General features: G+C 71.7%; 23 protein-coding genes and 1 tRNA gene. 15 read left to right on the forward strand and 9 right to left on the reverse strand.

Annotated features, from left to right (window positions below; translation table 11 throughout):
* Nucleotides 1–178: 178 nt before the first annotated feature.
* The gene (locus KVT45_RS08645) at nucleotides 179–892 is read left to right on the forward strand and encodes a DUF5324 family protein (protein WP_217545926.1); all 714 of its coding nucleotides are present in this window, start codon (nucleotides 179–181) and stop codon (nucleotides 890–892) included.
* Between the two features lie 291 nt (nucleotides 893–1,183).
* Here KVT45_RS08645 and KVT45_RS08650 read toward each other — a convergent pair whose 3' ends face one another.
* On the reverse strand, nucleotides 1,184–1,786 hold the full coding sequence (locus tag KVT45_RS08650) for a ScbR family autoregulator-binding transcription factor (RefSeq protein WP_254646482.1): 603 nt from the start codon (nucleotides 1,784–1,786) through the stop codon (nucleotides 1,184–1,186).
* Between the two features lie 126 nt (nucleotides 1,787–1,912).
* Between KVT45_RS08650 and KVT45_RS08655 the strand changes: the two genes are divergently transcribed.
* The 3 genes from KVT45_RS08655 to KVT45_RS08665 all read left to right on the forward strand — a co-directional run bounded on the left by KVT45_RS08655 (nucleotide 1,913) and on the right by KVT45_RS08665 (nucleotide 3,929).
* Nucleotides 1,913–2,851 carry a ScbA/BarX family gamma-butyrolactone biosynthesis protein gene (locus tag KVT45_RS08655; RefSeq protein WP_217545927.1) on the forward strand — a complete coding sequence of 313 codons (939 nt, stop codon included), beginning with the start codon at nucleotides 1,913–1,915 and terminating at the stop codon, nucleotides 2,849–2,851.
* A gap of 3 nt (nucleotides 2,852–2,854) precedes the next feature.
* Nucleotides 2,855–3,118, forward strand: coding sequence for a LysR family transcriptional regulator (locus KVT45_RS08660; RefSeq protein WP_217545928.1), 264 nt, complete (start codon nucleotides 2,855–2,857; stop codon nucleotides 3,116–3,118).
* Between the two features lie 112 nt (nucleotides 3,119–3,230).
* A complete protein-coding gene (locus tag KVT45_RS08665) occupies nucleotides 3,231–3,929 on the forward strand; it encodes an HAD family phosphatase (RefSeq protein WP_217545929.1) in 699 nt (232 codons plus the stop codon).
* An 87-nt stretch (nucleotides 3,930–4,016) separates the two neighbouring features.
* Here the strand turns inward: KVT45_RS08665 and KVT45_RS08670 are convergent, their stop codons facing one another.
* Complete coding sequence (locus KVT45_RS08670; RefSeq protein ID WP_217545930.1) at nucleotides 4,017–4,580, reverse strand: TetR/AcrR family transcriptional regulator; 564 nt, start codon at nucleotides 4,578–4,580, stop codon at nucleotides 4,017–4,019.
* 94 nt (nucleotides 4,581–4,674) lie between these two features.
* On the opposite strand from KVT45_RS08670, the gene KVT45_RS08675 reads away from it, so the two are divergent.
* From KVT45_RS08675 to KVT45_RS08690, 4 genes are all read left to right on the forward strand, one after another.
* Entirely contained in the window at nucleotides 4,675–5,799 is a 1,125-nt protein-coding gene (locus KVT45_RS08675; protein WP_217545931.1) for an acyl-CoA dehydrogenase family protein, read from the forward strand.
* A 289-nt stretch (nucleotides 5,800–6,088) separates the two neighbouring features.
* The gene (locus KVT45_RS08680) at nucleotides 6,089–7,690 is read left to right on the forward strand and encodes an arginine decarboxylase (protein WP_254646483.1); all 1,602 of its coding nucleotides are present in this window, start codon (nucleotides 6,089–6,091) and stop codon (nucleotides 7,688–7,690) included.
* A gap of 6 nt (nucleotides 7,691–7,696) precedes the next feature.
* Nucleotides 7,697–9,283, forward strand: coding sequence for a class I adenylate-forming enzyme family protein (locus tag KVT45_RS08685; RefSeq protein ID WP_217545932.1), 1,587 nt, complete (start codon nucleotides 7,697–7,699; stop codon nucleotides 9,281–9,283).
* 50 nt (nucleotides 9,284–9,333) lie between these two features.
* The gene (locus KVT45_RS08690) at nucleotides 9,334–10,353 is read left to right on the forward strand and encodes a DMT family transporter (RefSeq protein WP_217545933.1); all 1,020 of its coding nucleotides are present in this window, start codon (nucleotides 9,334–9,336) and stop codon (nucleotides 10,351–10,353) included.
* A 77-nt stretch (nucleotides 10,354–10,430) separates the two neighbouring features.
* Here KVT45_RS08690 and KVT45_RS08695 read toward each other — a convergent pair whose 3' ends face one another.
* Entirely contained in the window at nucleotides 10,431–11,180 is a 750-nt protein-coding gene (locus KVT45_RS08695) for an MBL fold metallo-hydrolase (RefSeq protein ID WP_217545934.1), read from the reverse strand.
* A gap of 101 nt (nucleotides 11,181–11,281) precedes the next feature.
* On the opposite strand from KVT45_RS08695, the gene KVT45_RS08700 reads away from it, so the two are divergent.
* Complete coding sequence (locus tag KVT45_RS08700) at nucleotides 11,282–11,872, forward strand: ABATE domain-containing protein (protein ID WP_217545935.1); 591 nt, start codon at nucleotides 11,282–11,284, stop codon at nucleotides 11,870–11,872.
* Nucleotides 11,873–11,950: 78 nt separating this feature from the next.
* Here the strand turns inward: KVT45_RS08700 and KVT45_RS08705 are convergent.
* Nucleotides 11,951–12,023: transfer RNA gene (locus KVT45_RS08705), tRNA-Ala, on the reverse strand.
* A gap of 185 nt (nucleotides 12,024–12,208) precedes the next feature.
* On the opposite strand from KVT45_RS08705, the gene KVT45_RS08710 reads away from it, so the two are divergent.
* Complete coding sequence (locus KVT45_RS08710) at nucleotides 12,209–12,757, forward strand: DNA-binding protein (RefSeq protein WP_089100435.1); 549 nt, start codon at nucleotides 12,209–12,211, stop codon at nucleotides 12,755–12,757.
* Nucleotides 12,758–12,919: 162 nt separating this feature from the next.
* Entirely contained in the window at nucleotides 12,920–14,509 is a 1,590-nt protein-coding gene (locus tag KVT45_RS08715) for a serine/threonine-protein kinase (protein WP_217545936.1), read from the forward strand.
* Here KVT45_RS08715 and KVT45_RS08720 read toward each other — a convergent pair.
* Together KVT45_RS08720 and KVT45_RS08725 are read right to left on the reverse strand one after the other, a co-directional pair.
* A complete protein-coding gene (locus tag KVT45_RS08720; protein WP_308310679.1) occupies nucleotides 14,473–15,810 on the reverse strand; it encodes a hypothetical protein in 1,338 nt (445 codons plus the stop codon). The genes KVT45_RS08715 and KVT45_RS08720 overlap by 37 nt on opposite strands.
* A 267-nt stretch (nucleotides 15,811–16,077) precedes the next feature.
* The gene (locus tag KVT45_RS08725; RefSeq protein ID WP_003999697.1) at nucleotides 16,078–16,206 is read right to left on the reverse strand and encodes a DLW-39 family protein; all 129 of its coding nucleotides are present in this window, start codon (nucleotides 16,204–16,206) and stop codon (nucleotides 16,078–16,080) included.
* Between the two features lie 350 nt (nucleotides 16,207–16,556).
* Here KVT45_RS08725 and KVT45_RS08730 point away from each other — a divergent pair, with 350 nt between their 5' ends.
* From KVT45_RS08730 to KVT45_RS08740, 3 genes are all read left to right on the forward strand, one after another.
* Nucleotides 16,557–16,898, forward strand: coding sequence for a DUF6344 domain-containing protein (locus KVT45_RS08730; protein WP_217545937.1), 342 nt, complete (start codon nucleotides 16,557–16,559; stop codon nucleotides 16,896–16,898).
* 175 nt (nucleotides 16,899–17,073) lie between these two features.
* Nucleotides 17,074–17,862 carry a GntR family transcriptional regulator gene (locus KVT45_RS08735; RefSeq protein ID WP_217545938.1) on the forward strand — a complete coding sequence of 263 codons (789 nt, stop codon included), beginning with the start codon at nucleotides 17,074–17,076 and terminating at the stop codon, nucleotides 17,860–17,862.
* Nucleotides 17,863–17,870: 8 nt separating this feature from the next.
* Nucleotides 17,871–18,632: a glycosyltransferase gene (locus tag KVT45_RS08740; RefSeq protein ID WP_217545939.1), complete on the forward strand. Its 762-nt coding sequence runs from the start codon at nucleotides 17,871–17,873 to the stop codon at nucleotides 18,630–18,632.
* A 1-nt stretch (nucleotide 18,633) separates the two neighbouring features.
* Here KVT45_RS08740 and KVT45_RS08745 read toward each other — a convergent pair whose 3' ends face one another.
* From KVT45_RS08745 to KVT45_RS08755, 3 genes are all read right to left on the reverse strand, one after another.
* Nucleotides 18,634–19,572 carry an FkbM family methyltransferase gene (locus KVT45_RS08745; protein WP_217545940.1) on the reverse strand — a complete coding sequence of 313 codons (939 nt, stop codon included), beginning with the start codon at nucleotides 19,570–19,572 and terminating at the stop codon, nucleotides 18,634–18,636.
* A 3-nt stretch (nucleotides 19,573–19,575) separates the two neighbouring features.
* Complete coding sequence (locus tag KVT45_RS08750; RefSeq protein WP_089100442.1) at nucleotides 19,576–19,782, reverse strand: ferredoxin; 207 nt, start codon at nucleotides 19,780–19,782, stop codon at nucleotides 19,576–19,578.
* Between the two features lie 63 nt (nucleotides 19,783–19,845).
* The gene (locus KVT45_RS08755) at nucleotides 19,846–21,057 is read right to left on the reverse strand and encodes an amidohydrolase family protein (RefSeq protein WP_217545941.1); all 1,212 of its coding nucleotides are present in this window, start codon (nucleotides 21,055–21,057) and stop codon (nucleotides 19,846–19,848) included.
* Between the two features lie 324 nt (nucleotides 21,058–21,381).
* Here KVT45_RS08755 and KVT45_RS08760 point away from each other — a divergent pair, with 324 nt between their 5' ends.
* The gene (locus KVT45_RS08760; RefSeq protein WP_217545942.1) at nucleotides 21,382–21,831 is read left to right on the forward strand and encodes a DoxX family membrane protein; all 450 of its coding nucleotides are present in this window, start codon (nucleotides 21,382–21,384) and stop codon (nucleotides 21,829–21,831) included.
* Nucleotides 21,832–21,955: the final 124 nt, after the last annotated feature.

Raw genomic sequence — 21,955 nt, forward strand, 5'->3', positions numbered from 1 at the left:
CCCTTCTGTCATGCGGGGGCGCGCGGCACCGATCCGTGGCATTGTCGTCGACAAGCCCCTCTTAGCTCTGGTTGCACCCGTATGCCCGTCCTCGCGCGCCGCTTGGCCCGTGGACAGGCATGATCCGTAAAAGGGTGGAAAGTCGAAATACCGTACGCCACCGAGGAGGAGGAAACCCGTGACCCGCAAAGACAGCGTGCGCGCCGCGACCAGTTCGGCGAAGGACAGCGTGCGGCACGCCGCGGAAGCGGTGGCGCCCTACGCCGACACGGCCAAGGAGCGTGCCGCGTACTACGCGCAGGAGGCACGCGTACGGCTCGCGCCCGTGGTGTCTCAGGCCGCAGAGCAGGCCCGCGTCCAGGCCCGCGTCCAGTACGACGCCCGTCTCGTGCCGCGCCTGGAGCAGGCCCGCGCCCATGTACCGCCGAAGGTGGACCAGGCCGCGCACGATGCCGCCGACCTGACGCGTAAGGCGGCCCGGCAGGCCGCCGACTACTCGCGGCCGAGGATCGAACAGGCGGTGGCGGCGGCCGGTCCGGTCCGCGAGGAGGCCACCGCGCGAGGTGCCGCCGCGCTGGCCGCGCTGCGCGGCAATGTCTCGGCCGAGGAGATCGAGAAGCTGGCGCGCCGGAACCAGCGGCGCTCTGCGTGTGGCCGTGCGTTCAAGGCGTTCGCCGTGGTCGGCGTACTCGCCGGCGCGGCCTTCGCCGCCTGGAAGTGGTGGGACAAGCAGGCCAACCCCGACTGGCTGGTCGAGCCTCCCGCCGCCACGGAGGTCCCGGATCCGGGTCGTCTCGGCTCGGTGGACGGCAGCTCGCCCCTCGACCCCGAGGTACAGGCCAAGGAGGCGAAGGAGCGGGGCTCACGGTCCCGGGACGACAAGAACCGCTGAGCCCGAGGGTCTGCAGGACGCCGTTTCACGTGAAACCAGACGCCTGACCGCGAGGCCGCGCACATGAACCCCTCTGACTGCATCTACGCAGATCAGAGGGGGTTCATGTGGGGAGCCCAGGGGAGTCGAACCCGAAACCGAGACACGCCCCACCTGCAGCTCTACCGGAAATCTCGGACAACACCCTCCGTTTCGATCCTGCTGGGCCCGACTCGATCCGGTTCGATCCCGAGAAACGGGAACCGCCTTGCCAGGACGGTGCGGGCGCCACGTCGTCACGTCCATGCTCCGTCAGGCGCGCAGCCCTTCTAGGACCACCTGGCGCAGTTCCCCGTACCGCTCGGTGAGGTCGGCGCGGCGGGTAAGGACGTCGGAGATGTGCTGCATGCCGAAGAACGCCGCGACGAGCACCCGGGCCGCGCCGCGCGGGGTGATGCCCGCGCGCAGTTCACCGGCCTTGTCGATGTCCTCGACGAGATCGGTCAGGTAGTCCTCCCAGCCCACGTACGGCTCGGGCAGGTCGCCGTTGATGAGCGACCGCTCGACCTGCAGCCGCGCGCCGGCCCGGACCACGATGTCGTCGCGGAACGCGCGGGTCACCCCGTCCATGACGGCCACCAGCGTCTCGTACGGCGGGAGTTGACGGGACGTCGCCTCCTGCAGGAGCAGGGGCCAGCGGGCGTAGTGCTCCTGGACGACGGCGACGGCCAGCTCCTCCTTGTTCTTGTAGTGGAAGTACACCGCTCCCTTGGTCATCGAAGCCCGTTCGGCCACGTCCTGCAGCGTCACCGTCGCGTAGCCGCGCTCGGCGAAGAGTTCGGCGGCCATCAGGAGGATGTGGGCCCTTGTCCGCCACGCCCGCTCCTGCTTCGGTTCGCTTCGCCTGCCTGTCATGGTCATCGCGCCTCCCTGGTTACCTCTCTTGGCAATATACCTTCCTGAAGGTATATTTTCTGCCGCCGGGGGGCGGCAATCAGTCCCCTGCGCGATACCTGCACATCTCTTGGGGGGGATTCAAGGATGTCTGTCAACACACTGCGGTCCACACCGTCACCGGTGGAACAGAGCCGGGCCGGACTCACCTTCGACCGCACGGTACCGCGCCAGCTGGTGCACCGTGCGTCCGTGACCGAGGTCTTCCTGACCGACGGTGCCCAGGTCGCCGCCGGCCGATTCCTGGTCGGCGCCCAGTGGCCGCGCCAGCATGTGCTCTACCACCCGGACCAGTCCGGTCGCTACGACTTCATGCTGCTCGCCGAGACCGTCCGGCAGGCGGGGATCTTCCTCATCCACCGCTTCTACGACGTCCCGCTGGGCCACCACTTCGTCTTCAGGTCCCTCGAACTGCGCATCGACGACCTCGACGCCCTGCGCGTGGGTGCCACGCCGCTCGGCGCGGTCCTCGATGTCACGGTCACGGCCTCCGGCGACACGGCACGCCGCTTCGACGCCCGCCTCGACGTGACCCTCGAGGTCGACGGGCGGCCCTGTGCGTACGGTTCGGTCTCCGTCGTCGTGGTCGACGCGCGTGGATACGACATCGTCCGGCACCGCGGCCGGGACCTCACGGCTGCCCCGGCCGCGCATACGGCGGCGCCCTCGACCGCGCCGGTCATCGCCGGCCGCCAGGACGCCAACGTGCTGTTGCGCACCGTCGCCGGCACCGACTCCAGCACCTGGCTGCTGCACGTCGACCTCCAGCACCCGGGGTACTTCGAGCACCCGTCGGACCATGTGCCGGGCATGATGCTGCTGGAGGCGTTCCGCCAGGCCGGCCATCTGGCCGCGGCCCGCGACTGCGTACTGGCCTCCCTGGAGGCCCGGTTCCGGTCCTTCGGCGAACTGTGCCGGCCGATCGTGATCCGTTCGGCCACCCGCCCCGACGGACCGCTGCACCTGACCGCCCTGCAGGGGGAGCGCACGCTGGCCGAGGCCGACGCCCTCTTCGTGCGCGCCTGACCCATGGACCTGCAGCGTCTGCGCGCCTTCCGCGAGGTCGCCCGGGAGCTGAGCTTCACCCGGGCGGCGCGGAACCTGCACTACTCGCAGCCCACCATCACGGCCCAGATCAGGGGCCTGGAGGAGTCCGTCGGCACGCCGCTGTTCGTGCGCCGCGGCAACCGGGCCGTCGAATTGACCTCGGCGGGCGTCCGGCTGCGCCCCTACGCCGACCGGATCCTCGACCTGGTCGAGGCCGCCCACTCGGAGCTGCACGCCGGGCTGTGACGGCGCCTTCGGCCCCCGGCACCCGATCTTCTCTGCACCCGATCTCCTCTGCACCCGGTTCCCCGCACCGGGTCCCCTGTACCCGCAGGACCTCACAAAGGTTTCCCCTGTCATGACGATCGGTCCTCTCAGAGCCGCGTTCTTCGACGTCGACGAGACGCTCATCACCGGCAAGAGCATGCTGAGCTTCCTCACCTTCCACTGGGCCCGTGAGGGCCGCGCCGCGTCCCGCGTGGCGTCGGCCCGGGCCGCTCTCAGCCACCAACTCCGCTCCGGCATGCCCCGCGAGCAGGTCAACCGCGCCTACTACCGGCTGCTGCGCGGCAGTCGCGAGACCGACCTGGCGGAGAGCGGCCGCCTCTGGTTCGCCCGCGAACACCCGCGAGGCCTCTTCCACCCGCCCGTCCGCGAGGCCCTGCGGCGGCACTCCAGCGCCGGCGACCTCACGGTCCTGGTCTCGGGCTCCTTCAGCGCCTGTCTGGACCCGATCGGACAGGCCGTCGGCGCCGATCTCGTCGTCTGCACGATCCCCGAGGTCGCGGGCGGCGCCCTCACCGGCGAGCTGACCGGCCGCCCCATGATCGGCCGGGCCAAGGCGGAGGAGGCGCGGCGCATCATGACCGCCTTCGGGCTGCGCCCCGAGCATTGCCACGCCTACGGCGACGACGCCAGCGACCTCGCGCTCCTGACGAGCGTCGGCAACCCGGTGGCCGTGGGCGGCGATCCGGCCCTGACGGCACACGCGGTCCGCGCGAACTGGACACGTCTGCCCGGCCCGGCCCTGAACGGCCTGCTGGACAAGGCAGCCTGACGAACCGTCACCTCTGATCGCGGCAGGCCTCGCCGCGTGGCCGCGGCCTGCCGCGACGTCTCCCGCCGCGCCCCGGTGTCCGGCGGCTCAACCGCCCAGGACCGGCGCCACCACGTCCCACATCTCCTTGACCTGCGCCTCCAGCCCTCCTTCTCGGCCCTGCGCCGTCCATCGATTCGAGCAGGCCCCCATCAACAGCGCCACCACGAACCGGGCCAGCAGTTCCGGCTGGTGGCCCGCGCCGATCTGGCCCTCCCGCCGGGCTTCGTGGATCAAATCCTCCAGATGTCCGCGGAGTTCGCCGAGAGGAGCCGGATCCCGCCGGTCCCCCCGGGCCGCGTCCGTCGTGAGCCGCAACCCCGCGGCGAACTGCACGTCGTCGTCCATCCTCCGGGCCAGCCCGATGACGAGTTCGCGCGGGGAGGACCCGGCCGACGACAGCAGTTCCCCCCACGCCCGCTCGAACCGCCGGCCCAGCTCCTCGGCCAGCTGCGCCTTGGACGCGAAATGACCGTAGAGCGCGCCCTTGGTGAGGCGGGTGCGGGCGACGACGTCGGACAGGTTCGTGCCCGCGAAGCCGTGGAGGACGAACTCGGCCGCCGCCGAGTCCATGAGCAGCTCATGTGTGCGCTGCGCTCTGCTCTGCTTCATGTGTCCGTCCTCGCCTTCGACCTGCGCTCATCAAGAAAATACCTTCTAGACCGAATCTTTTTATACCGTTAACCATCGTTCAGGAAAGGCAGCCATGTCCACGGCTCTCGCGATCCCGTCACTTGCCCCCGGCGCCGTCACCGCCCTCGCCGCCCGGCACGCCCGCGCTTCCGAGGAGGCCGCGTGTCTGCACCGGGAGGTGGCGGCCGCCCTGCCCGCGACCGGTTTCGCCCGCCATTTCGTGCCGAGCCGCTGGGGCGGCCGGGCAGGCGGTTTCGCGGAGCTGGTGGGCGCGGTGGCCGCCGTCGGGGAGGCATGCGCGTCCACCGCCTGGTGCTGTGCCCTGCTGGCCGGGCATGCCCGGCTCGCCGCCCATCTGCCGGAGCGGGCCCAGGCGGAGCTGTGGGCGGACTCTCCCGACACGGCGATAGCGGCGGCCGTCGTCCCGCCCTCCGGCCGGCTCACCCGCGCCCCCGGCGGCTGGCGGCTGACCGGCCGCTGGGCCTGGGCGAGCGGCGTCGAGCACGCCGACTGGGTGCTGCTCGCCACCCTCGACGAGCAGCCGGCCGGCCCTCCCGCCTACCGCATCCTCCTGCTCCCCCGCCGGGACATCCGCGTGCACCGCACCTGGGACAGCATCGGCCTGCGCGGCACCGGCAGCCACACGGTCACCGTCGACGACGCCTTCGTGCCCCGGCACCGCTCCTGCCTGCGGGACATCCTGATGACGGGCGTGCCCGAGGCGGACGCGGCGCCCTGCCACCGGGTGCCGTACACCCTGGTCGCCCCGCTGCTGTTCTGCGCTCCCGCACTCGGCGCGGCCCGGGGCGCCCTGGACGCCTGGACCACGCTCGTCCGGGAGCGCGGCGCGAGCGGCGAGAGCGGCGCCCCGCACACCCTGGCCCGCTGCTCGGCCGACGTCGATGCGGCGGCGCTGCTGCTGGAGGCGGCGGCGCGGCGGGCGGACCAGGCGGCACTCACGCCTCCGGCCGCCTTCGCGCCGGAGACGACGGCCCGCAACGGGCGGGACGCCTCGGTCGCGGTCGATCTGCTGACGGGAGCGGTGGGGCAGCTGTTCCGCACGGCCGGCATGCGCGCGCTGACCCCGGAGAGCCCGTTGCAGCGCGCCTGGCGCGACATCCACGTGGTGGGCGCCCATGCGAGCCTGCGCCCGGAGCCGGCCGCCGCGGCGTACGCGGCCATGGCGTTCCGGGCGTAGGGCGCGCCTGGGCCCTGTCGTCTGGATCAGCCTGGCTATGAGGTGCGGCACCTTTCGACAGACCCGAGCGGGGCCTGGTGCGTGCAGCTGCAGGGCGGAGGAGGGAGTCGGCTCGACCTCCTCCGCCTCGCAGCTGGACACACCAGGCCCCGCTCACTGGCGCTGACAAGCACCGTTGCCCGGAGCCGCCGCCGGACAGGCCCTGGCTCCGGCGCGGCCGCCGATCCGCTGTCATCAGGATTCCCGATAATAGTTGATACCTTCGCGAAGGTTTTTATTTCATGGAGACATGACCGAACCCACCAGCTCCACTCCCGCCTCCGGGGAGGACGCGTTCGCACCCCACCCCGGGCGCCACGGGGCAGGCAGGACACCGCTGGCCGATGCCGTGCTCGCGGCGGCCCGCCGGGACATCGCCTCCTTCCACGCCCTCCCGCTCTCGCACGGCCGGTCGATCCGCGACTCCCGGATCCGGGAGTCCTACGAGAGTCTGTTCGGCGCGGCCCAGCTCGCCGCCGATGTGTCGTACAGCGGCACGATGCTCGACTCGTTCTTCCGCCCGCGCGGCCCGCTGCGCGAGGCCCAGCGGCTGGCCGCCCGCAGCTTCGGCGCCGACGCGACGTACTTCCTGTCGACCGGCACCAGCACCGCCAACCGGGTCGCCCTGACCGCGCTGACCCGTCCGGGCGGCCGGGTGCTCGCCGACCGCAGCTGCCACCAGTCCGTGCACTTCGCGCTCGGCGGGCTCGGCGTGGACGTCACCTACGCACCCATGCAGAGGTGCTGCGCGGACTGCCCGCGCGCCTTCGGGGACCTGCCCCGACTGCTGGAGACGTTCCGTACGGCGGTGGCGGAGGGCCGGCCGTACGACACCGTCGTCCTGTCCGCCGTGTCGTACGACGGTGTCCGCTACGACCTGCCGACGGTGCTGGCCGAGCTGGCCGCCGCCCACCCCGGGGTCCGCGTCCTGGTGGACGAGGCGTGGGGCGCGGTGCACCGCTTCCACCCCCGGCTGCGCCCGCTGACCGCGCTGCACGCGGTGGAGACCCTGCGCCGCGCCGAACCGGCACTGCCCCTGACCGTGGCCGTGACGCACTCGGCGCACAAGTCGATGTCGGCGCTGCGGCAGGGCTCGTACCTGCATCTGGCCGGCGAGGGCGAGGCGCAGGAGCGCACCGCTCAGGCGCTGTTCCAGCACCACACCACCTCGCCCAGCTGGCCGGTACTGGCCAGCCTGGACCTGGCCCGGCTCCAGGCGGAGACCGAGGGCGAGCAGCTGCTGGAGCGGTCGCTGAACCTGGCCCGGACCCTGCGCACCGAACTCGGCACCGACCCGCGGCTGTCGGCCTACCGCACACTGGGCGCGCAGGGCCATCTGACCGACCCGGCGCTGCTGGTGAGCGACGACCCGACCCGGGTGCTGGTCGACATCGGCGCCCTGGGCATCACCGCCGCGGACTTCCGGCGGATCCTCTTCGACGAGTACGCCCTCTACGTGGCCCGGGAGAGCGGCGACGCGGTGCTCTTCCACCTCCACATCGGCGTGGACGAGGCCACCTTGCTGCGGCTGCTGGACGCGCTGCGGACCATCCAGCGCACCTATCGCACCGCGTCGGCGGCCCTGACGCCGGGCACCTCGGACCACTTCATCATCGCCTACCCGCCGGGCATCCCGATCACCGTGCCGGGGGAGCGCGTCTGCGACCGCATCCTCGGCGAGATCGACGCGCTGCGCTCCGACGGCTGCGAGATCTACACGCTGCACCAGCCCGGTGTCTCCACCGCCGCCGTCCCCGTGCCCTCGGGTCCCCCCGTCTCCACGGCGGTCTCCGCAGTCCCCGCAGTCTCCACAGCCTCTGCTGTTCCCGCTGTTCCCGCCGGAAGGAAGTGACCGTAAATGATCAAGCTCGCGGACATCCGCAAGCACGCCGGGCGCCGCCCCGGACACGTCGCCGTGGTCGACGGCGAGGTCCGGCTGACCTGGGCCAACCTCGCCGACAAGGTGGCCCGGGTGGCGACCGCCATCGAGAAGCGACTGCCTGACATACGTCCGGCCCGTGCGGTGTTCGTCGCCGAGAACCGCTGGGAACTGGTCGTCGCCATGGCCGCGGTCTCCTCGCTCGGCATCCCGTGCGTCGGACTCGACTACTCCGCCGGGCCCGAGGCCACCGCCGGCGCCCTGGAGCAGCTGCGGCCGACCGTGATCATCAGCACCTCCGCCCAGCGCGCCGTGCTCACCGAGGTCGGCTGGCCCGAGGGCCGGGACGTCCTCGACATCCGGCTGGACAGCGACCCGCCGAGGAACGCACCGGGCGTCGCCTTCACCGACCTGCTGCTGTCGGAGCCGGGCGAACCCCGGCCGGTGGAGCAGCCGTTCGAGGCCTTCTCCTTCACCTCCGGCACCAGCGGCATCCCCAAGCTGGTGATCCGCCGGTCCTCCTTCGAGGCGCGCCGGTTCGCCGACCTGGTGGACCAGTACTCCTTCGACGAGGACGACGTCCACCTGGTGACGGTCCCGCTGTACCACGCCTCGGGTCCCGGCTGGGCACGCATCTTCCTGTCCCTGGGCGGCACGATCGTCCTCGGCCCGTACGACGACACGGCGACCCTGATCCGCCTGATCCAGGACGAGGGTGTGTCCACCACGCTCATGGTCCCGCCGGTCCTCAAGCGGGTCGTCGCCCACCCGGCCTCCGAGCACCTGCACAAGACCTCCCGGCTGCACTTCGTGCTCTCCGGCGGGCGGCACCTGAACCGCTGGGTCGTCAACAACACCTGGGACCGCCTCGGCCCGGTCCTGCACCTCTACTACGGCACCACCGAGACCGGCGTGAACGTCATGATCGGCCCCGAGGAACTGCATGTGGCGCCCTGCCGCTCCGGCCGCCCGATGCCGGGCAACACCATCGCCGTGCTCGACCCGGAGAACCGTCCGGTGCCCAAGGGCATGCGCGGCCGGGTGGCGATCGCCAGCTACCAGCTGATGGACGCCTACGCCACCGCCGAGCCGGAGTTCCTCGACCTCGACCACGGCGGCCGCACCCAGCGCTTCCTGCTCACCGGCGACAGCGGCTTCATCGACGAGGCCGGCCGGCTCGAACTCACCGGCCGCAACGACGGCGTCTCCAAGGCGACCGAGGGCAAGCCGCTCGACGTCAACGTCTTCGGTCTCGAGAACGACCTGATGGACCTGCCCTGCGTCCGCGAGACCGCCGTACTGCGCACGAAGCTGCCGGACACCGGAGAAGAGGTGCTGATCGTGCCGTTCGCCCCGGTCTCCCCCGAGCGGATGGAGAGCGGCGGGCGCGCGGTCACGGCCGCCTGCACCCGCCGGGTGCCGTGCCTGCCCGCGTACGTGGTCCCGGTGGAGGCGATCCCGTACAGCCCGACCGGCAAGGTGCGGGCGGCGCGGCTGCTGGAGACGGTGCTGCCGCTCGTCCGCGCCGAGGCGGCGACCCGCCGCGCCGGCCTCGTCCCCGCCTGACCGCCCCCTCACTTCTGCCCCCGCCGTCCCCCCACTCGACAGGAAGAGTCATGAACGATCAGAAGAACTACAGCCGAGGCCTGCTGCTCTGCCTGCTGGCCACCGTGTCCTGGGGAGCGATGTTCCCCCTCATGGACGTGACCCTGAAACACATCGACCCGTTCACCTTCACCTGCCTGCGCTACGCGATCGCCGGCACGATGTTCCTGGTGTTCCTCAAGCTGCGCGAGGGTGCGGCCGGGTTCAAGCTGAAGGGCGAACGGATCGGTCTGGCCTGGCTGTTCGGCACGGCCGGCTTCGCGGGCTTCCAGTTCCTGGTGTTCTTCGGCCAGGACCTCATCGGTGCGCGGGGCGCCCTGAACGCCTCGATCATGATGGCGACCATGCCCATGATGGGCTTCCTGGTCAACTGGGTGCTGCGCAAGGTCGTCCCGCCGAAGGGCGCGCTCGCCTTCATCGGTATGTCCTTCGTCGGCGTCATCCTCGTCGTCTCCGACGGCAGCCTCAGCTCGCTCCTCGCCCACCCCTCGGACTTCGGCCCCGACGCCCTGCTGCTGTTCGCCGCGCTCTGCTGGGTGATCTACACCTCCGGCGCGACGTTCTTCCCGACCTGGTCCCCGATCAAGTACACCGCGATCACCACGGTCCTCGGTCTGGCCAGCGCCACCGTCATCACGGCCGTCATCCTGGCCACCGGCGGCGTCCCGGTCCCGAGCGGCCACGACGTGACCTCGATCCTGCCCGAACTGGCCTACATGAGCATCATCGCCGGCTTCGTGGGCGTCCTCGGCTGGAACTTCGGCAACAAGTACCTCGGCCCGCTCAACGGCGTCCTGTTCATGGACGTCGTCCCGATCACGGCATTCATCATCTCGGCCCTGACCGGCGTGATCCCCGCGGGTATGCAGATCGTGGGCGCCTCGCTGACCGCCCTCGCACTGATCTTCAACAACCTGTACCTGCGCCGCGTCGCCCAGCGCACGGCGGCCGCGCAGGCCGCGGCGAAGCCGGTCACGACCGCGCCGAACGCCGGAGAGGAGAAGCCCGCCCCCGTGACGGCCGGCCGCTGAGCCCCGCGGCGCACGAACACGTCGGACAACTGAAGACACACGGCAGCCGCGGGCCACACCCCCGCGGCTGCCGCCGCTCAGTACAGCTCGACGCGGTCGAACAGTCCCGCGGCGGTGAAGGCGGTCACCAACTCGGCCCGGCCCTCTGTGAAATGGGCCCAGCTGTCGAAGTGGACCGGGACGATCCGGCGCGCGCCGAGAATTCGGGCGGCCTCGGCGGCCTGGGCGCTGTCCAGGGTGAGCAGCGCTCCGTCGAGGGCGGCGGTGCGCGCGGCACCGGCGAACAGGACGGCGGTGTCGACCGGGCCGAAGCGCTCGGCGATCTGCCTGACCAGGTCCAGCGAGGCGTTGTCACCGCTGACGTAGACCGTGGGCAGGCCGTCCCCGGTCAGCACAAAGCCGACGACCTCGCCGACGACCGGCTCACAGCCCTCGGGCCCGTGCCGGGCGGGCACCCCCGTCACGGTGACGGTGCCGCCGTGGGGCCGCTCCAGTACGACGGAGTCCCAGGGGACGAGCCCCCGCGCGGTGCCGCCCAGCCGGCCCGCCCCGCCGGTGGTGGTGAGGGTCAGCGGAACGTCGGCGAGCAGGGCGCGCCCGGAGCGGTCGAGGTTGTCCGGGTGCTCGTCGTGAGAGAGCAGGACCACGTCGACGCGCCCCAGGTCGGCGGGTGCGGCGCCGGCGGGAGCCGTCTTGGTGAGGACCCGGCCGTTGCCCACGGGGTGATCGCCGGGGCCGTCGAAGGTCGGGTCGGTGAGAAACGTCAGTCCGCCGTACTCGATGAGCGCGGTCGGGCCACCGAAGACACGAACGGGGACAGCAGTCATGACAGCACACACCTCACGGAGGAAACCTCACGGATAAGAGATCCACTAACCGTGAAGTTAGCGGCTTCTCACGGATGAAGGCAAGGTGTACCGTGACATCGATGAACAGGACCGCGACCGCCGAGCCCGCTCCGGCACCCGCGCCGGGCGCGGAGCAGTACCTCGCCCTCGACTTCGCCGACAGCGTCGTCGCGCTGCCCGGCGGGCGATTCCTCGACCTGCTCGGCACACCGGAGGCCGCGGCACGGTGGCTGACCGAGCGGAACCTCGCCCCGGCGGACACCGAACTGCGTGAGACCTGCTCGATCCGCATGCGGTCCCTGCGCGAGCACGTCCGAGCACTGTTCACCTCCCGGATCGACGGACGGCCCGCGCCCTCGGCGGCCCTCGCCGCCGTCAACGAGGCGCTCACCCGGGTCCCCACGGCCTCCCCCCTGCACTGGGACCCGGTCCGCGGGCCCTACCGGACCGCCCCGCACCCCACCGACCAGACCGTCGACCACGCCCTGGGCGTCCTCGCCGCGGACGCCGCCGACCTGCTCACCGGCCCGGACGCGGCACGTCTGACCGCCTGCGGCTCGGTCCCCTGCAACCGCTACCTGCTCCGTTCCGGCCGCCGCCACTGGTGCTCGGTCCGCTGCGGCGACCGCGCCCGCGCCGCCCGCGCCTACGCCCGCCGCACAGCCGGCTGACACACCCCCGCGCCCCCAGCGCGCACCAAAAATGCCCCCTGAAACTGCGTTTCCGCAGATCAGAGGGCATCTACCAAGTGGAGCCTAGGGGAGTCGAACCCCTGACATCCGCCATGCAAAGACGGCGCTCTACCAACTGAGCTAAGGCCCCGTACGGGAAGCGCCCGGCCCAGCGGGAGATCCGCGGGGTCGGTGCCGCAGACCAGAGTACCGGGTCACCCCCCGTACCTCGCAAAAAGATTGGGGGTCCCCGCAGATGACCACTCTCCGTAAGATGCACGACGGGGTTCGCTGTAGCGAACCGTGGTTTTTTTGGGGAAGCGATGGGGAGACGCAATGGACGCCGCACAGCAGGAAGCCACCGCCAGAGCGCGGGAGCTGCAGCGGAACTGGTACGGAGAGCCGTTGGGGGCGCTCTTCCGTAAGCTCATCGACGACCTGGGGCTCAACCAGGCACGTCTCGCGGCGGTCCTCGGACTGTCCGCGCCCATGCTGTCGCAGCTGATGAGCGGACAGCGGGCGAAGATCGGCAACCCGGCCGTGGTCCAGCGGGTGCAGCTGCTCCAGGACCTCTCGGCGCAGGTCGCGGACGGCAGCGTGAGCGCGGCCGAGGCGACCGAGCGCATGGACGAGATCAAGAAGTCCCAGGGGGGCTCGGTGCTCAGCAACACCACGCAGACGACCAGCGGTTCGGGGGCGCCGACGGTCAAGCGGGTGGTCCGCGAAATCCAGTCGCTGTTGCGCTCGGTGGCCGCCGCCGGTGACATCATCGACGCGGCCGACACGCTTGCTCCGACCCACCCGGAGCTGGCGGAGTTCCTCCGGGTCTACGGTGCCGGCCGCACCTCGGACGCCGTCACGCACTACCAGTCGCACCAGAGCTGAGCCACGGCCCGGCGCACCGGAGGGGGTCCGGTGAACCGGGCGGGGCCCGGCCCTGGCAGAGGGGGTCACGCGAGAGGGGTCGTATCGCTCATCCGGGGGAAGCAAGGGGGGTAACAGGCAGGGGGTGGCAGGGGGACCCGAGGGGGAGGGCTACGGGCAGTCATGGGTGAGGTCTTCGCGGGCCGGTACGAACTGGCCGACCCGATCGGTCATGGCGGAGTGGGCGCCGTCTGGCGCGCCTGGGACCACCGGCGCAAGCGCTATGTGGCGGCCAAGGTGCTCCAGCAGAGCGACGCCCACGCGCTTCTGCGCTTCGTGCGGGAGCAGGCGCTGCGCATCGACCACCCCCATGTCCTGGCTCCGGCCAGCTGGGCCGCCGACGACGACAAGGTCCTCTTCACGATGGACCTGGTCGCCGGCGGCTCGCTGGTCCACCTCGTCGGGGACTACGGTCCCCTGCCCCCGCTGTTCGTCTGCACCCTCCTCGACCAGTTGCTCTCCGGCCTCGCCGCGGTGCACGCCGAGGATGTGGTCCACCGGGACATCAAGCCCGCGAACATCCTGCTGGAGGCGACCGGCACCGCCCGTCCCCGGCTGCGCCTGTCCGACTTCGGCATCTCCATGCGGCTCGGCGAGGCCCGGCTGACCGAGACCAACCTCGTGGTCGGCACGCCGGGTTACATCGCTCCCGAGCAACTCCTGGGCGCCGAGCCCGACTTCACGGCCGACCTGTTCGCCGTCGGCCTGGTCGCCCTGTATCTCCTCGAAGGCGCCAAGCCCGACGCCAAGGCGCTCGTCCAGTACTTCGCCGAACACGGCACCCCGGGGGCGCCCAAGGGCATCCCGGACCCGCTCTGGCAGGTCGTCGCCAGCCTCCTCCAGCCGGACCCCCGCGCCCGCTTCCACACCGCCACAGGAGCCCGCAGGGCCCTCGCCCAGGCCAGGGAACTCCTCCCGGAGACGGACGCCGACGACGACTCGATCGAGATCTTCGACCAACTGGGGCCACTGCCCAAGGGGTTCGGGCCCGATGGTCCGGTTCGGGTGGCTTCGGGGGGCGGCACGGCTCAGGGGGCGACGGGGACTTCGGCAAGGCCGGGTACGCCGGGGGCGGGAGCAGGAGCGGAGGCAGCGGGGGCAGCGGGGGCAGCCGCTGCGGCGGCGCCGGGAGCAGCGGCCGGGGGCAGGGCAGGGACGAGTACAGGGACGGGCTCGGAGGAGGCGGCCGAGGCGGGACTGGGTACGGCGGCGGGGACGGGTGCGGGGGCAAGTCCGGCGGCGCCCGGGACCCGGGTGGGAAGTGCTGACGGGCCCCCGGCGGTCGACGCCGGCGGTACCGGAACCCCCTCGGCCCCCGTCTCCATGTCCGACACCGGCAGCTTCCGGCTCCCCCCGCCCCAGACGCCGGTCACCCCGGCCCCCGCCGCGGTGCAGCCCGGGCCGACACCGCCGTACCCGCCGTACGCCCGGCAGCAGCCGGTGCCGCAGCAGGCCGCCCCGGTCGCGCAGCCCCACACCCCGTGGCCGCCCGCGCAACCGCTCCCCCCGGCCAGGCCGGACACGGACACGGACACCACCACCGCCACCTACACCGCGCGGGACCCGCAGGCCCCGCCGCCTTCGGTCCGCACCCACGGCCGGCGTCGGCGGCGGGCCCGCAGGCCCGGCCCTCCCGCCAGGGCGGCCGTGCCCATCCTGCTCCTCGCGCTGGCCTGTTACGCCGTCGGTTTCTGGGCGTTGGCCCGGATCTGAGCGCGCCGGGCGGTCAGGGTCCACACGCCCAGGACAAGCAGCAGGGCCGTGCCCGTGCCGATGCCGCCGACCGCGAGAGCCCGCATCCCCGTGTCGCCGTCGCCGGCCGCGGTCCCGAGGCTCCCCCGGTCCGAGGAGACGTCGAAGACGCCCTTCGGGACCGGCGAACCGGCGTACGCGGGGCCGGAGTTCGGAGTGCCGTCGACGCGGACATGGAGCGTGACGCCGTACGGCCCCTTCCCGAAGGTGTCCGCGGTCTGCCCGGTGAGGTGGACGACGAGGTAGTAGGCGCCGGCGAAGCGGACGGAGTTCTCCGAGCCGGAGACGGCGTACCGGTTGGCGTACGCCACGGGTGGCAGGGGGTCGAGGGAGGACGACTTCTGGGTGCCGTCGTAGCCGAGGGAGACGTCGTCGACGTAGCCGCGGACCGGGTTGTAGAGGGAGAGGTTGAGCGCGGCGCTGACATAGCCGTGGGTGTCGCCGCTGGTGCTGCCGAGGTCGACGGTGGTGTGCAGCTGCTGGCCCCAGTCGACCGGGACGGCGTAGTAGAGGGTCTGGCCGGGCGTGATGTCGGTCCGCCAGACGCCCTGGTCCAGGATGCGGGCCGTGGTGAAGCCGGCGCCCGCGGTGCGGCGGCGGGGTTCTCCGGTGAGCGGCTCGGGCGACGCGGAGTTCCAGGCCTCGGGGGCGGTGGTGGCGCCGGCCTTGGCCAGGGCCGGTTCGGTGACGGGGGCGATCTCCAGGTCCCAGCTGCCCGGGGTTGTGGTCGTGGAGCCGGATACGACCCGCTCCACGACCACGTAGTAGGTGCCGGCGTCCTGGCACAGCGCCCTCCCCGCGTCCCGGCGCCCCACCGCCGTGACCGGCCGGGGGCTGAGCCCGGCACCGAAGCGGGCGCTGTCGTAGTCGCAGGCGGTGCCGTTGGCGTCCTCGATGGAGACCTCGATGCCGTCGCTGGCGGAGACGGTCGCGGTGGCGGGCGGAACGGCGGTGACGGGGACGTAGGCCGTGGTGCCGGCGGCGAGTTCGAGGCGGAAGTACAGCTCGCCCTTGTCCGGCAGGGTGCTGCGGTAGGTCGTACCGGACTCCAGCGGTACGGCGTCCGTGGTGCCCGTCGCGCCGGTGACCGTGCGGGCGTCGGGGGCGAAGGCGTATCCGCTGCCACCGGTCGCGGAGGCGGCAGAGGTCTCAGGAGAAGCGGAGGCAGCGGAGGCAGCTGAGGCCGGCAGCAGTGCCGTCAGTGCGAGGGCTGCCGTCGCGCCGATGCCCCGCCATGCCGCCGTACGCCACCGCCGTATCACGCGCGCCCCCCAGCCGTCGTTCGCCGGCCGCCGAAGTCCGGGACCGGCCCGCCCCATACTGCCCCGCGCGCCCTCGCGCCACCCGGGGATCCCCACGACCGTCCGAAACGCCCGCATCGCACCGCAGCCGCCCGCCCACGCCCGCCTGCCCGCCCGTGCCCGCCCGTCCGTCGGCCTGCCCGCCCGTCGGCCTGTCAGTCCGCCCAGGCAACGCAAAACCCCGACCGCTCGGGCGGCCGGGGTCTCAGTGTCGTCTGTTGTCGGTACTCACGAACCCGTGGGCACGGAGTCAGTAGCCTCCGTCCACAGGTCCTGCTCAGCGCGATCCGCCTGGATCTGGCGGTACACAAGGAGCCCGCCGATGGCGGCCAGTGCGACCAGGAGAAGCTTCTTCACCGCGCGACCTCGTCTCTTCCTTGACGTAGGGGACCTCTGCCGCCCGACTATACACACCGACCGATATCGATCGGTGACCTGGCATCCGACCCCAACTCCGGTCCGCCACAAGGTGTTGCACGAGGTCGGACCGCTCCGATCGGAGGGTGATCACACCCCCACGGACGGTTACTTTGCTCCCTCTCGACTCCTTTCACGGCTCTTTCTTGGGATTTTTCCCATCCCATGCACCCATCCGTGTGGTGTTCATCAGAACATCGACGCGCCACAGTCCGGCGTCCCCCACTTCGCGATCCCCATACACATCATGAGGAAAGTACGCAAATCGCCCAACCTGAAAGTGAGGGGCCATGGCCCGGAACGCCAAGGTCACGAAGCTGTGGACCGCCATCGTCACCGCCTTCCTCGCGCTGTGCACGGCGCTCGGATTCATCTCCGCCACCACCGCCGCCGCGGTACCGCAGACCGAGACCCCGCGCAACAGCACCGGTGACGACCACAGCACGGGCCGGGTGACGATCCCGGCACAAAGCCACTGGCTCTGGTCCCACGCCAGGTCCCTGCCGCCCACGATGAAGCAGCGCATCCGGGCCGAGGCCCACGGCAAGACCCCCAGCTGCCGCCAGCACCCCCTGGACACCACCGAGTCCGAGAACCCGGCCGAGCCCCCCGCGGCACCGCTCGACTGCTGACCCCGCCGGTACAGACGGCTCGGACGCAACGGCGCAAGGGCGACTTGCGTACGTACCAGCGCCTACTGCGACAGCAGACCCGCGACCGGGATCGATCCGGCCGCGGGCCTCCGCACGTCCATGGACGGAACGACTCGACTCCTCAACTCCTCTTTAGGAGTCGTAGGCTGATCATGTGCCCAAGGCCTACGAGGAGATCGCCGACGACCTCCGCCGCGCCATCCGGAACGGCGGGCTCAAGCCCGGTGCCCGGCTGCCCTCCGAGGCGGAGCTGGCCCGGCAGCACGGCCGCAGCGTGCCCACGATCCAGAACGCGCTGCGGCTGCTCAGCGCCGAGGGCCTGATCGACAGGCGGCACGGCAGCGGCACCTTCGTGCGCCGCCCGCGCACCCGCGCGATCCGCGACAACGAACGGCACCAGTGGGAGAAGGACCGCGCCCGGATGCCGGAGGCCACCCGGGCCGAGACCGGCGCGACCGAGCGCGAGACCGGCCTGGTCAGCGGCGACCTGGTCTTCTTCGCGCGCTACCGCGAGCTGACCGCGCCCAGCGACCTCGCCGACGCGTTCGGGGTGCCGGAGGGCACCGTGCTCCTCGAGCGCACCTACCGGACCTGGCACTCCGCCGAGACCGCCCCCTTCAACCTGGTGACCTCCTACCTGGTCCGCGACATGATCGCGGCCAACCCGGATCTCCTGGACGAGACCAACGAACCCTGGCCGGGCGGCACCCAGAACCAGCTCCACACCGTCGGCATCGAGGTCGACCGCGTCGAGGAGCGCTTCACCGCCCGCCCGCCGACGCCCGAGGAGGCCAGGGAGCTGGACCTGCCGGCCGGCACCTCGGTGATCCTGCTGCGCAAGACGTCGTACGACATCCACGACCGCATCGTGGACATCACGGCCGTCACGCTCCCCGGCGACCGCACCGAACTGCTCTTCACCACATACCTCGAAAGGTGGTGAGCGCTGCCGTGACCCGGCGCATCACCGTCGTCACCGCGGTCCACGCGCCGTCGGCCCGCTTCCTGCCCGAGGCCTACAAGTCACTGTGCGAGCAGCGACTGCCCGAGGGGTGGGAGTGGCAGTGGCTGATCCAGGAGGACGGAGACGGCGGCGACGGTTCCGGCGAGGTCCGTACCCACGTCCCCGACGACGCGCGGGTGTCGTTCCGGCGGGGCCGCGCCGGTGGTCCCGGGGTCGCGCGCACCCTCGCAGTGGCCCGGGCGGAGGGCTCGTACGTCAAGGTCCTCGACGCCGACGACCAGCTCCCGCCGGGTGCGCTGGCCCGTGACCTGGCCGCGCTGGAGGGCCGCCCGGACATCGGCTGGGCCACCTCACGGGCCCTGGACCTGCTGCCGGACGGCTCCACGGTCGGTTTCCCGGGCGACCCGGAGGAGGGCCCGATCGAGCGCGGGACGGTGCTCGGCCACTGGACGGCGCACGACTTCCGCGCCCAGGTGCATCCGGCCACCCTCTTCGTCCGCCGCGAGCTGCTGCTCGCCCTCGGCGGCTGGATGGCGCTGCCCGCCTCCGAGGACACCGGGCTGCTGCTCGCCCTCGACGCCGTGAGCCGGGGCTGGTTCTCGGCGGAGGTCGGGCTGCTCTACCGCAAGTGGGACGGCCAGGTCACCGGCCGCCCCGCACACAGCGACCCGGTGGAACGGGAGGCCCGCATGACGGTCGTGGCGGCACGGGCACGGGCCCTGGCAGAGCTCGGCTGGCGGTACGGCTGACCTACCCGGCAGGGCCCAGCGTCGCCGCGTCCACTCGCGAGAACACCAGGTCGCTCTCCTCGGTCACCGGCCGGTCCCAGCGGACCGGAACCACCGGTTCGCCGTACAGGGCGCGGGGGTAGCTGTCGACCGCGTAGCTGTTGGCGAGCCGGTAGACGTGGTAGCCGGCGTCGGTCATGGTGCGCAGCAGGTCGTCCGCGGAGTCGCCCAGCTGGGCCATCCGGTCGGGGGTGACCTCGACGGTGATCTCGGCGTCCGGACGCAGCTTCTCCAGCAGGGGGGCGAGCCCGCGCACCACCGCGCCCTCGGCGCCCTCCACGTCGATCTTGATGACCCGCGCGGTCTCGAGCTCCTCCGGCCGGAGCAGCTCGGGCAGCGGCACGGCCTCGATGTCGAAGCTGGACTCGGCCGGGCCGTCCCACGGGACGATGCTGTTGGCGCCCATGTTGCGGGAGCTGGCGAGCACGAAGGTCAGGGTGCGGTGGGCGTCGGAGACGGCGGCGTTGACCGCGCGGATGTTCCGGCAGCCGTTGAGCGCGCTCTGCTGTTCGAGGCGGCGGTGGAAGGCGGGGGAGGCCTCGACGGCCACGACCCGGCCCTGCTCCCCGACCAGCTGGGAGGCGAGGACGCTGAAGACGCCGATGTTCGCGCCGACGTCGACGAAGCAGTCCCCCGGCGCCAGCCGGCGGCGCAGCCAGCGGGTCATGTGCGGCTCCCACACCCCGAAGAGGTAGAGGTAGCGCTGGATGAGGTCCTGGGTGTCGACCGCGAACCGGGCGCCGGAGAGCGTCTCGACGACGCGCCGCCGGGGGTGGTCGCGCAGGTAGGGGTTGAGCGCGCGGGCCGCGAGGGTCTTGCCCCAGGGGCCCGGGAAGTCGCGGACGTAGCGGCGGCCGAGGGTGGCCAGGAGTTCGGTGGGGCTGGTGCGGCTGGTGCTCATCCGCTAGTCGGTGACCCTTCGGCCGTCGATCCGGATCGCCTGCGACGGGCAGCGCTCGGCGATGTCCCGGATCAGTTCGTCGTCGTCCCCGGACTCCTCCCGTCCGGGCAGGACGAAACCGTACCCGTCCTCGAACCCGAACACAGCGGGTGCCCGGAAGGCACACTCACCCGACCCGTAACAGACGTCGGCGTCGACGGAGACCTTCATGGCAGGTCCCCTGCCCACCGGGCGGCCCGCTGAACCGGCCGGAGCCGGGGCGGGGCTGTCGGGCTACGTGAAGGGCAGCTCCAGCATCCGGATCGCGTTGCCGCGCAGCAGCTTGTAGGCGACCTCCGGGGCCAGGCCGCCCACGTGTTCCTGGGCCACCCGCTTGGTCTCCGGCCAGGTCGAGTCGACGTGGGGGTAGTCCGTCTCGAACGTCGCGTTGTCCACGCCGATCGTCTCGATCGCCTCGATGCCGTGCCGGTCGCGGAAGAAGCAGCAGAAGATCTGCCGGTAGTAGTACGTCGAGGGCGGCTCGGGGATCAGGTCCTTCACCCCGCCCCAGGCGCGGTGCTCCTCCCAGACGTCGTCGGCGCGCTCCAGCGCGTACGGGATCCAGCCCATCTGTCCCTCGCTGTACGCGAGTTTCAGCCGGGGGAACTTCACCAGGACCCCGGAGAAGAGGAAGTCCATCATCGAGGCCATCGCGTTGTTGAAGCTGAGCGAGGCCTGGACGGCGGGCGGGGCGTCCGGGGAGGCGGCCGGCATCTGGGAACTCGACCCGATGTGCATGTTGACGACCGTCCCGGTCTCCTCGCAGGCCGCGAAGAACGGGTCCCAGTAGCCGGAGTGGATGGACGGCAGGCCCAGATAGGTCGGGATCTCGCTGAAGGTGACCGCCCGGACGCCCCGCTCGGCGTTGCGCCGGATCTCGGCGACGGCCAGGTCGATGTCCCACAGCGGGATCAGGCACAGCGGGATCAGCCGGCCGCCGCTGTCTCCGCACCACTCCTCGACCATCCAGTCGTTGTAGGCGCGGACACAGGCCAGCGCGACCTCCTTGTCCTTGGCCTCGGCGAAGGTCTGCCCGCAGAAGCGGGGGAAGGTCGGGAAGCAGAGGGAGGCCTCGACATGGTTCATCTCCATGTCCTCCAGGCGGGCCTTGGGGTCCCAGCAGCCGCGCCGCATCTGCTCCCTGGTGATGCCGTCGAGCGTCATCTCGTCCCGGGAGAAGCCGACGGCGGCGATGATGCGCTTGTACGGGAAGAGCAGGCCCTCGTACTCCCACCAGTCGGTGGTCTGGCCCTCGGGGTCGGTGGTGAACCGGTACTTGCCGCCGACGTAGGCGAGTTCGCCGATGCCGGCGGTGAAGGGCTTTGGCCCCTTGTCGCGGTACTTGCCCGGCAGCCACCGCTCGAAGAGGTGCGCGGGCTCGATCACGTGGTCGTCCACGCTGATCACCCTGGGCAGATCCTGGGTGCCGGTCGCGTTCTCTGCCATGCCTACCCCCTGCTGCCTGCGGAGTTCCGAATTTATCTGACGGTCCATCAGATAAGCCGTCGGCATTCAGGCTAGGCCCAGGAGCCTGCACCAGCAAGGCCCGCCACATCCCGCACCCCACCCGAACACCCCGCCTCACGACACGCGCCGCCCCCTCACGCCTCGCGACGCGCACCACCCCTCTCCCGCAGCACGCCGCCACCCCGCCCCTCGACGTACGACCCCCTCGCCGAGTTCACGCCGCCCTCCCTCTTGCGACGCGCGCCGCCTTCCGCTGAACTGACGGTCCGTCAGGTCTGTTCGGGGATCCGGGGAGGGTGCGGGATGCGATCAGCCTTGCTGAGCGGTGCCGAATGGTTCGCGGTACTCCGCATCGGGCTCGGTCTGTGGTGGCTGGAGAGCTGGCGGCACAAGGACAAGAAGCAGTGGTTCGGCGGCGGAGGCATCCGGTGGGCGGCCGGTGTCGCGGAGAAGCATCGCTGGCCGGTGGTCCGGCGGGGCTTCGACACCGTCGTCGCACCCCGCCCCCGGCTGATGGCCTACGTCGTGGCGTACGCGGAGCTCGCCCTAGGCCTCGGCCTGGTCTCCGGCTTCCTCACACCGATCGCGCTGGTGGCCGGGTTCCTGCTCAACCTGATCTACCTGGTCCTCATGATCCACGACTGGGCCGAACAGGGGCAGAACCTGATGATGTCCCTGATCTCCGCCGTCGGCCTGTTCGCCGTCAGCTGGCAGAGCTGGTCCCTGGACTCGGCACTGGGCCTGTTCGGCTAACCGACACACCCTTCGGGGGCGGGGCCCCTGGGGAGCTCCCGCAATGAGGGGCCCACGATGAGGCGCCCCGAAGGGGCGCGGGGCTGTCTCTGATATGCGGCTACCGCCGCGTGGGCGCGACCAG

Source organism: Streptomyces sp. GbtcB6 (genome assembly GCF_019091475.1).
In the GTDB taxonomy this organism is placed as follows: domain Bacteria; phylum Actinomycetota; class Actinomycetes; order Streptomycetales; family Streptomycetaceae; genus Streptomyces; species Streptomyces hyaluromycini.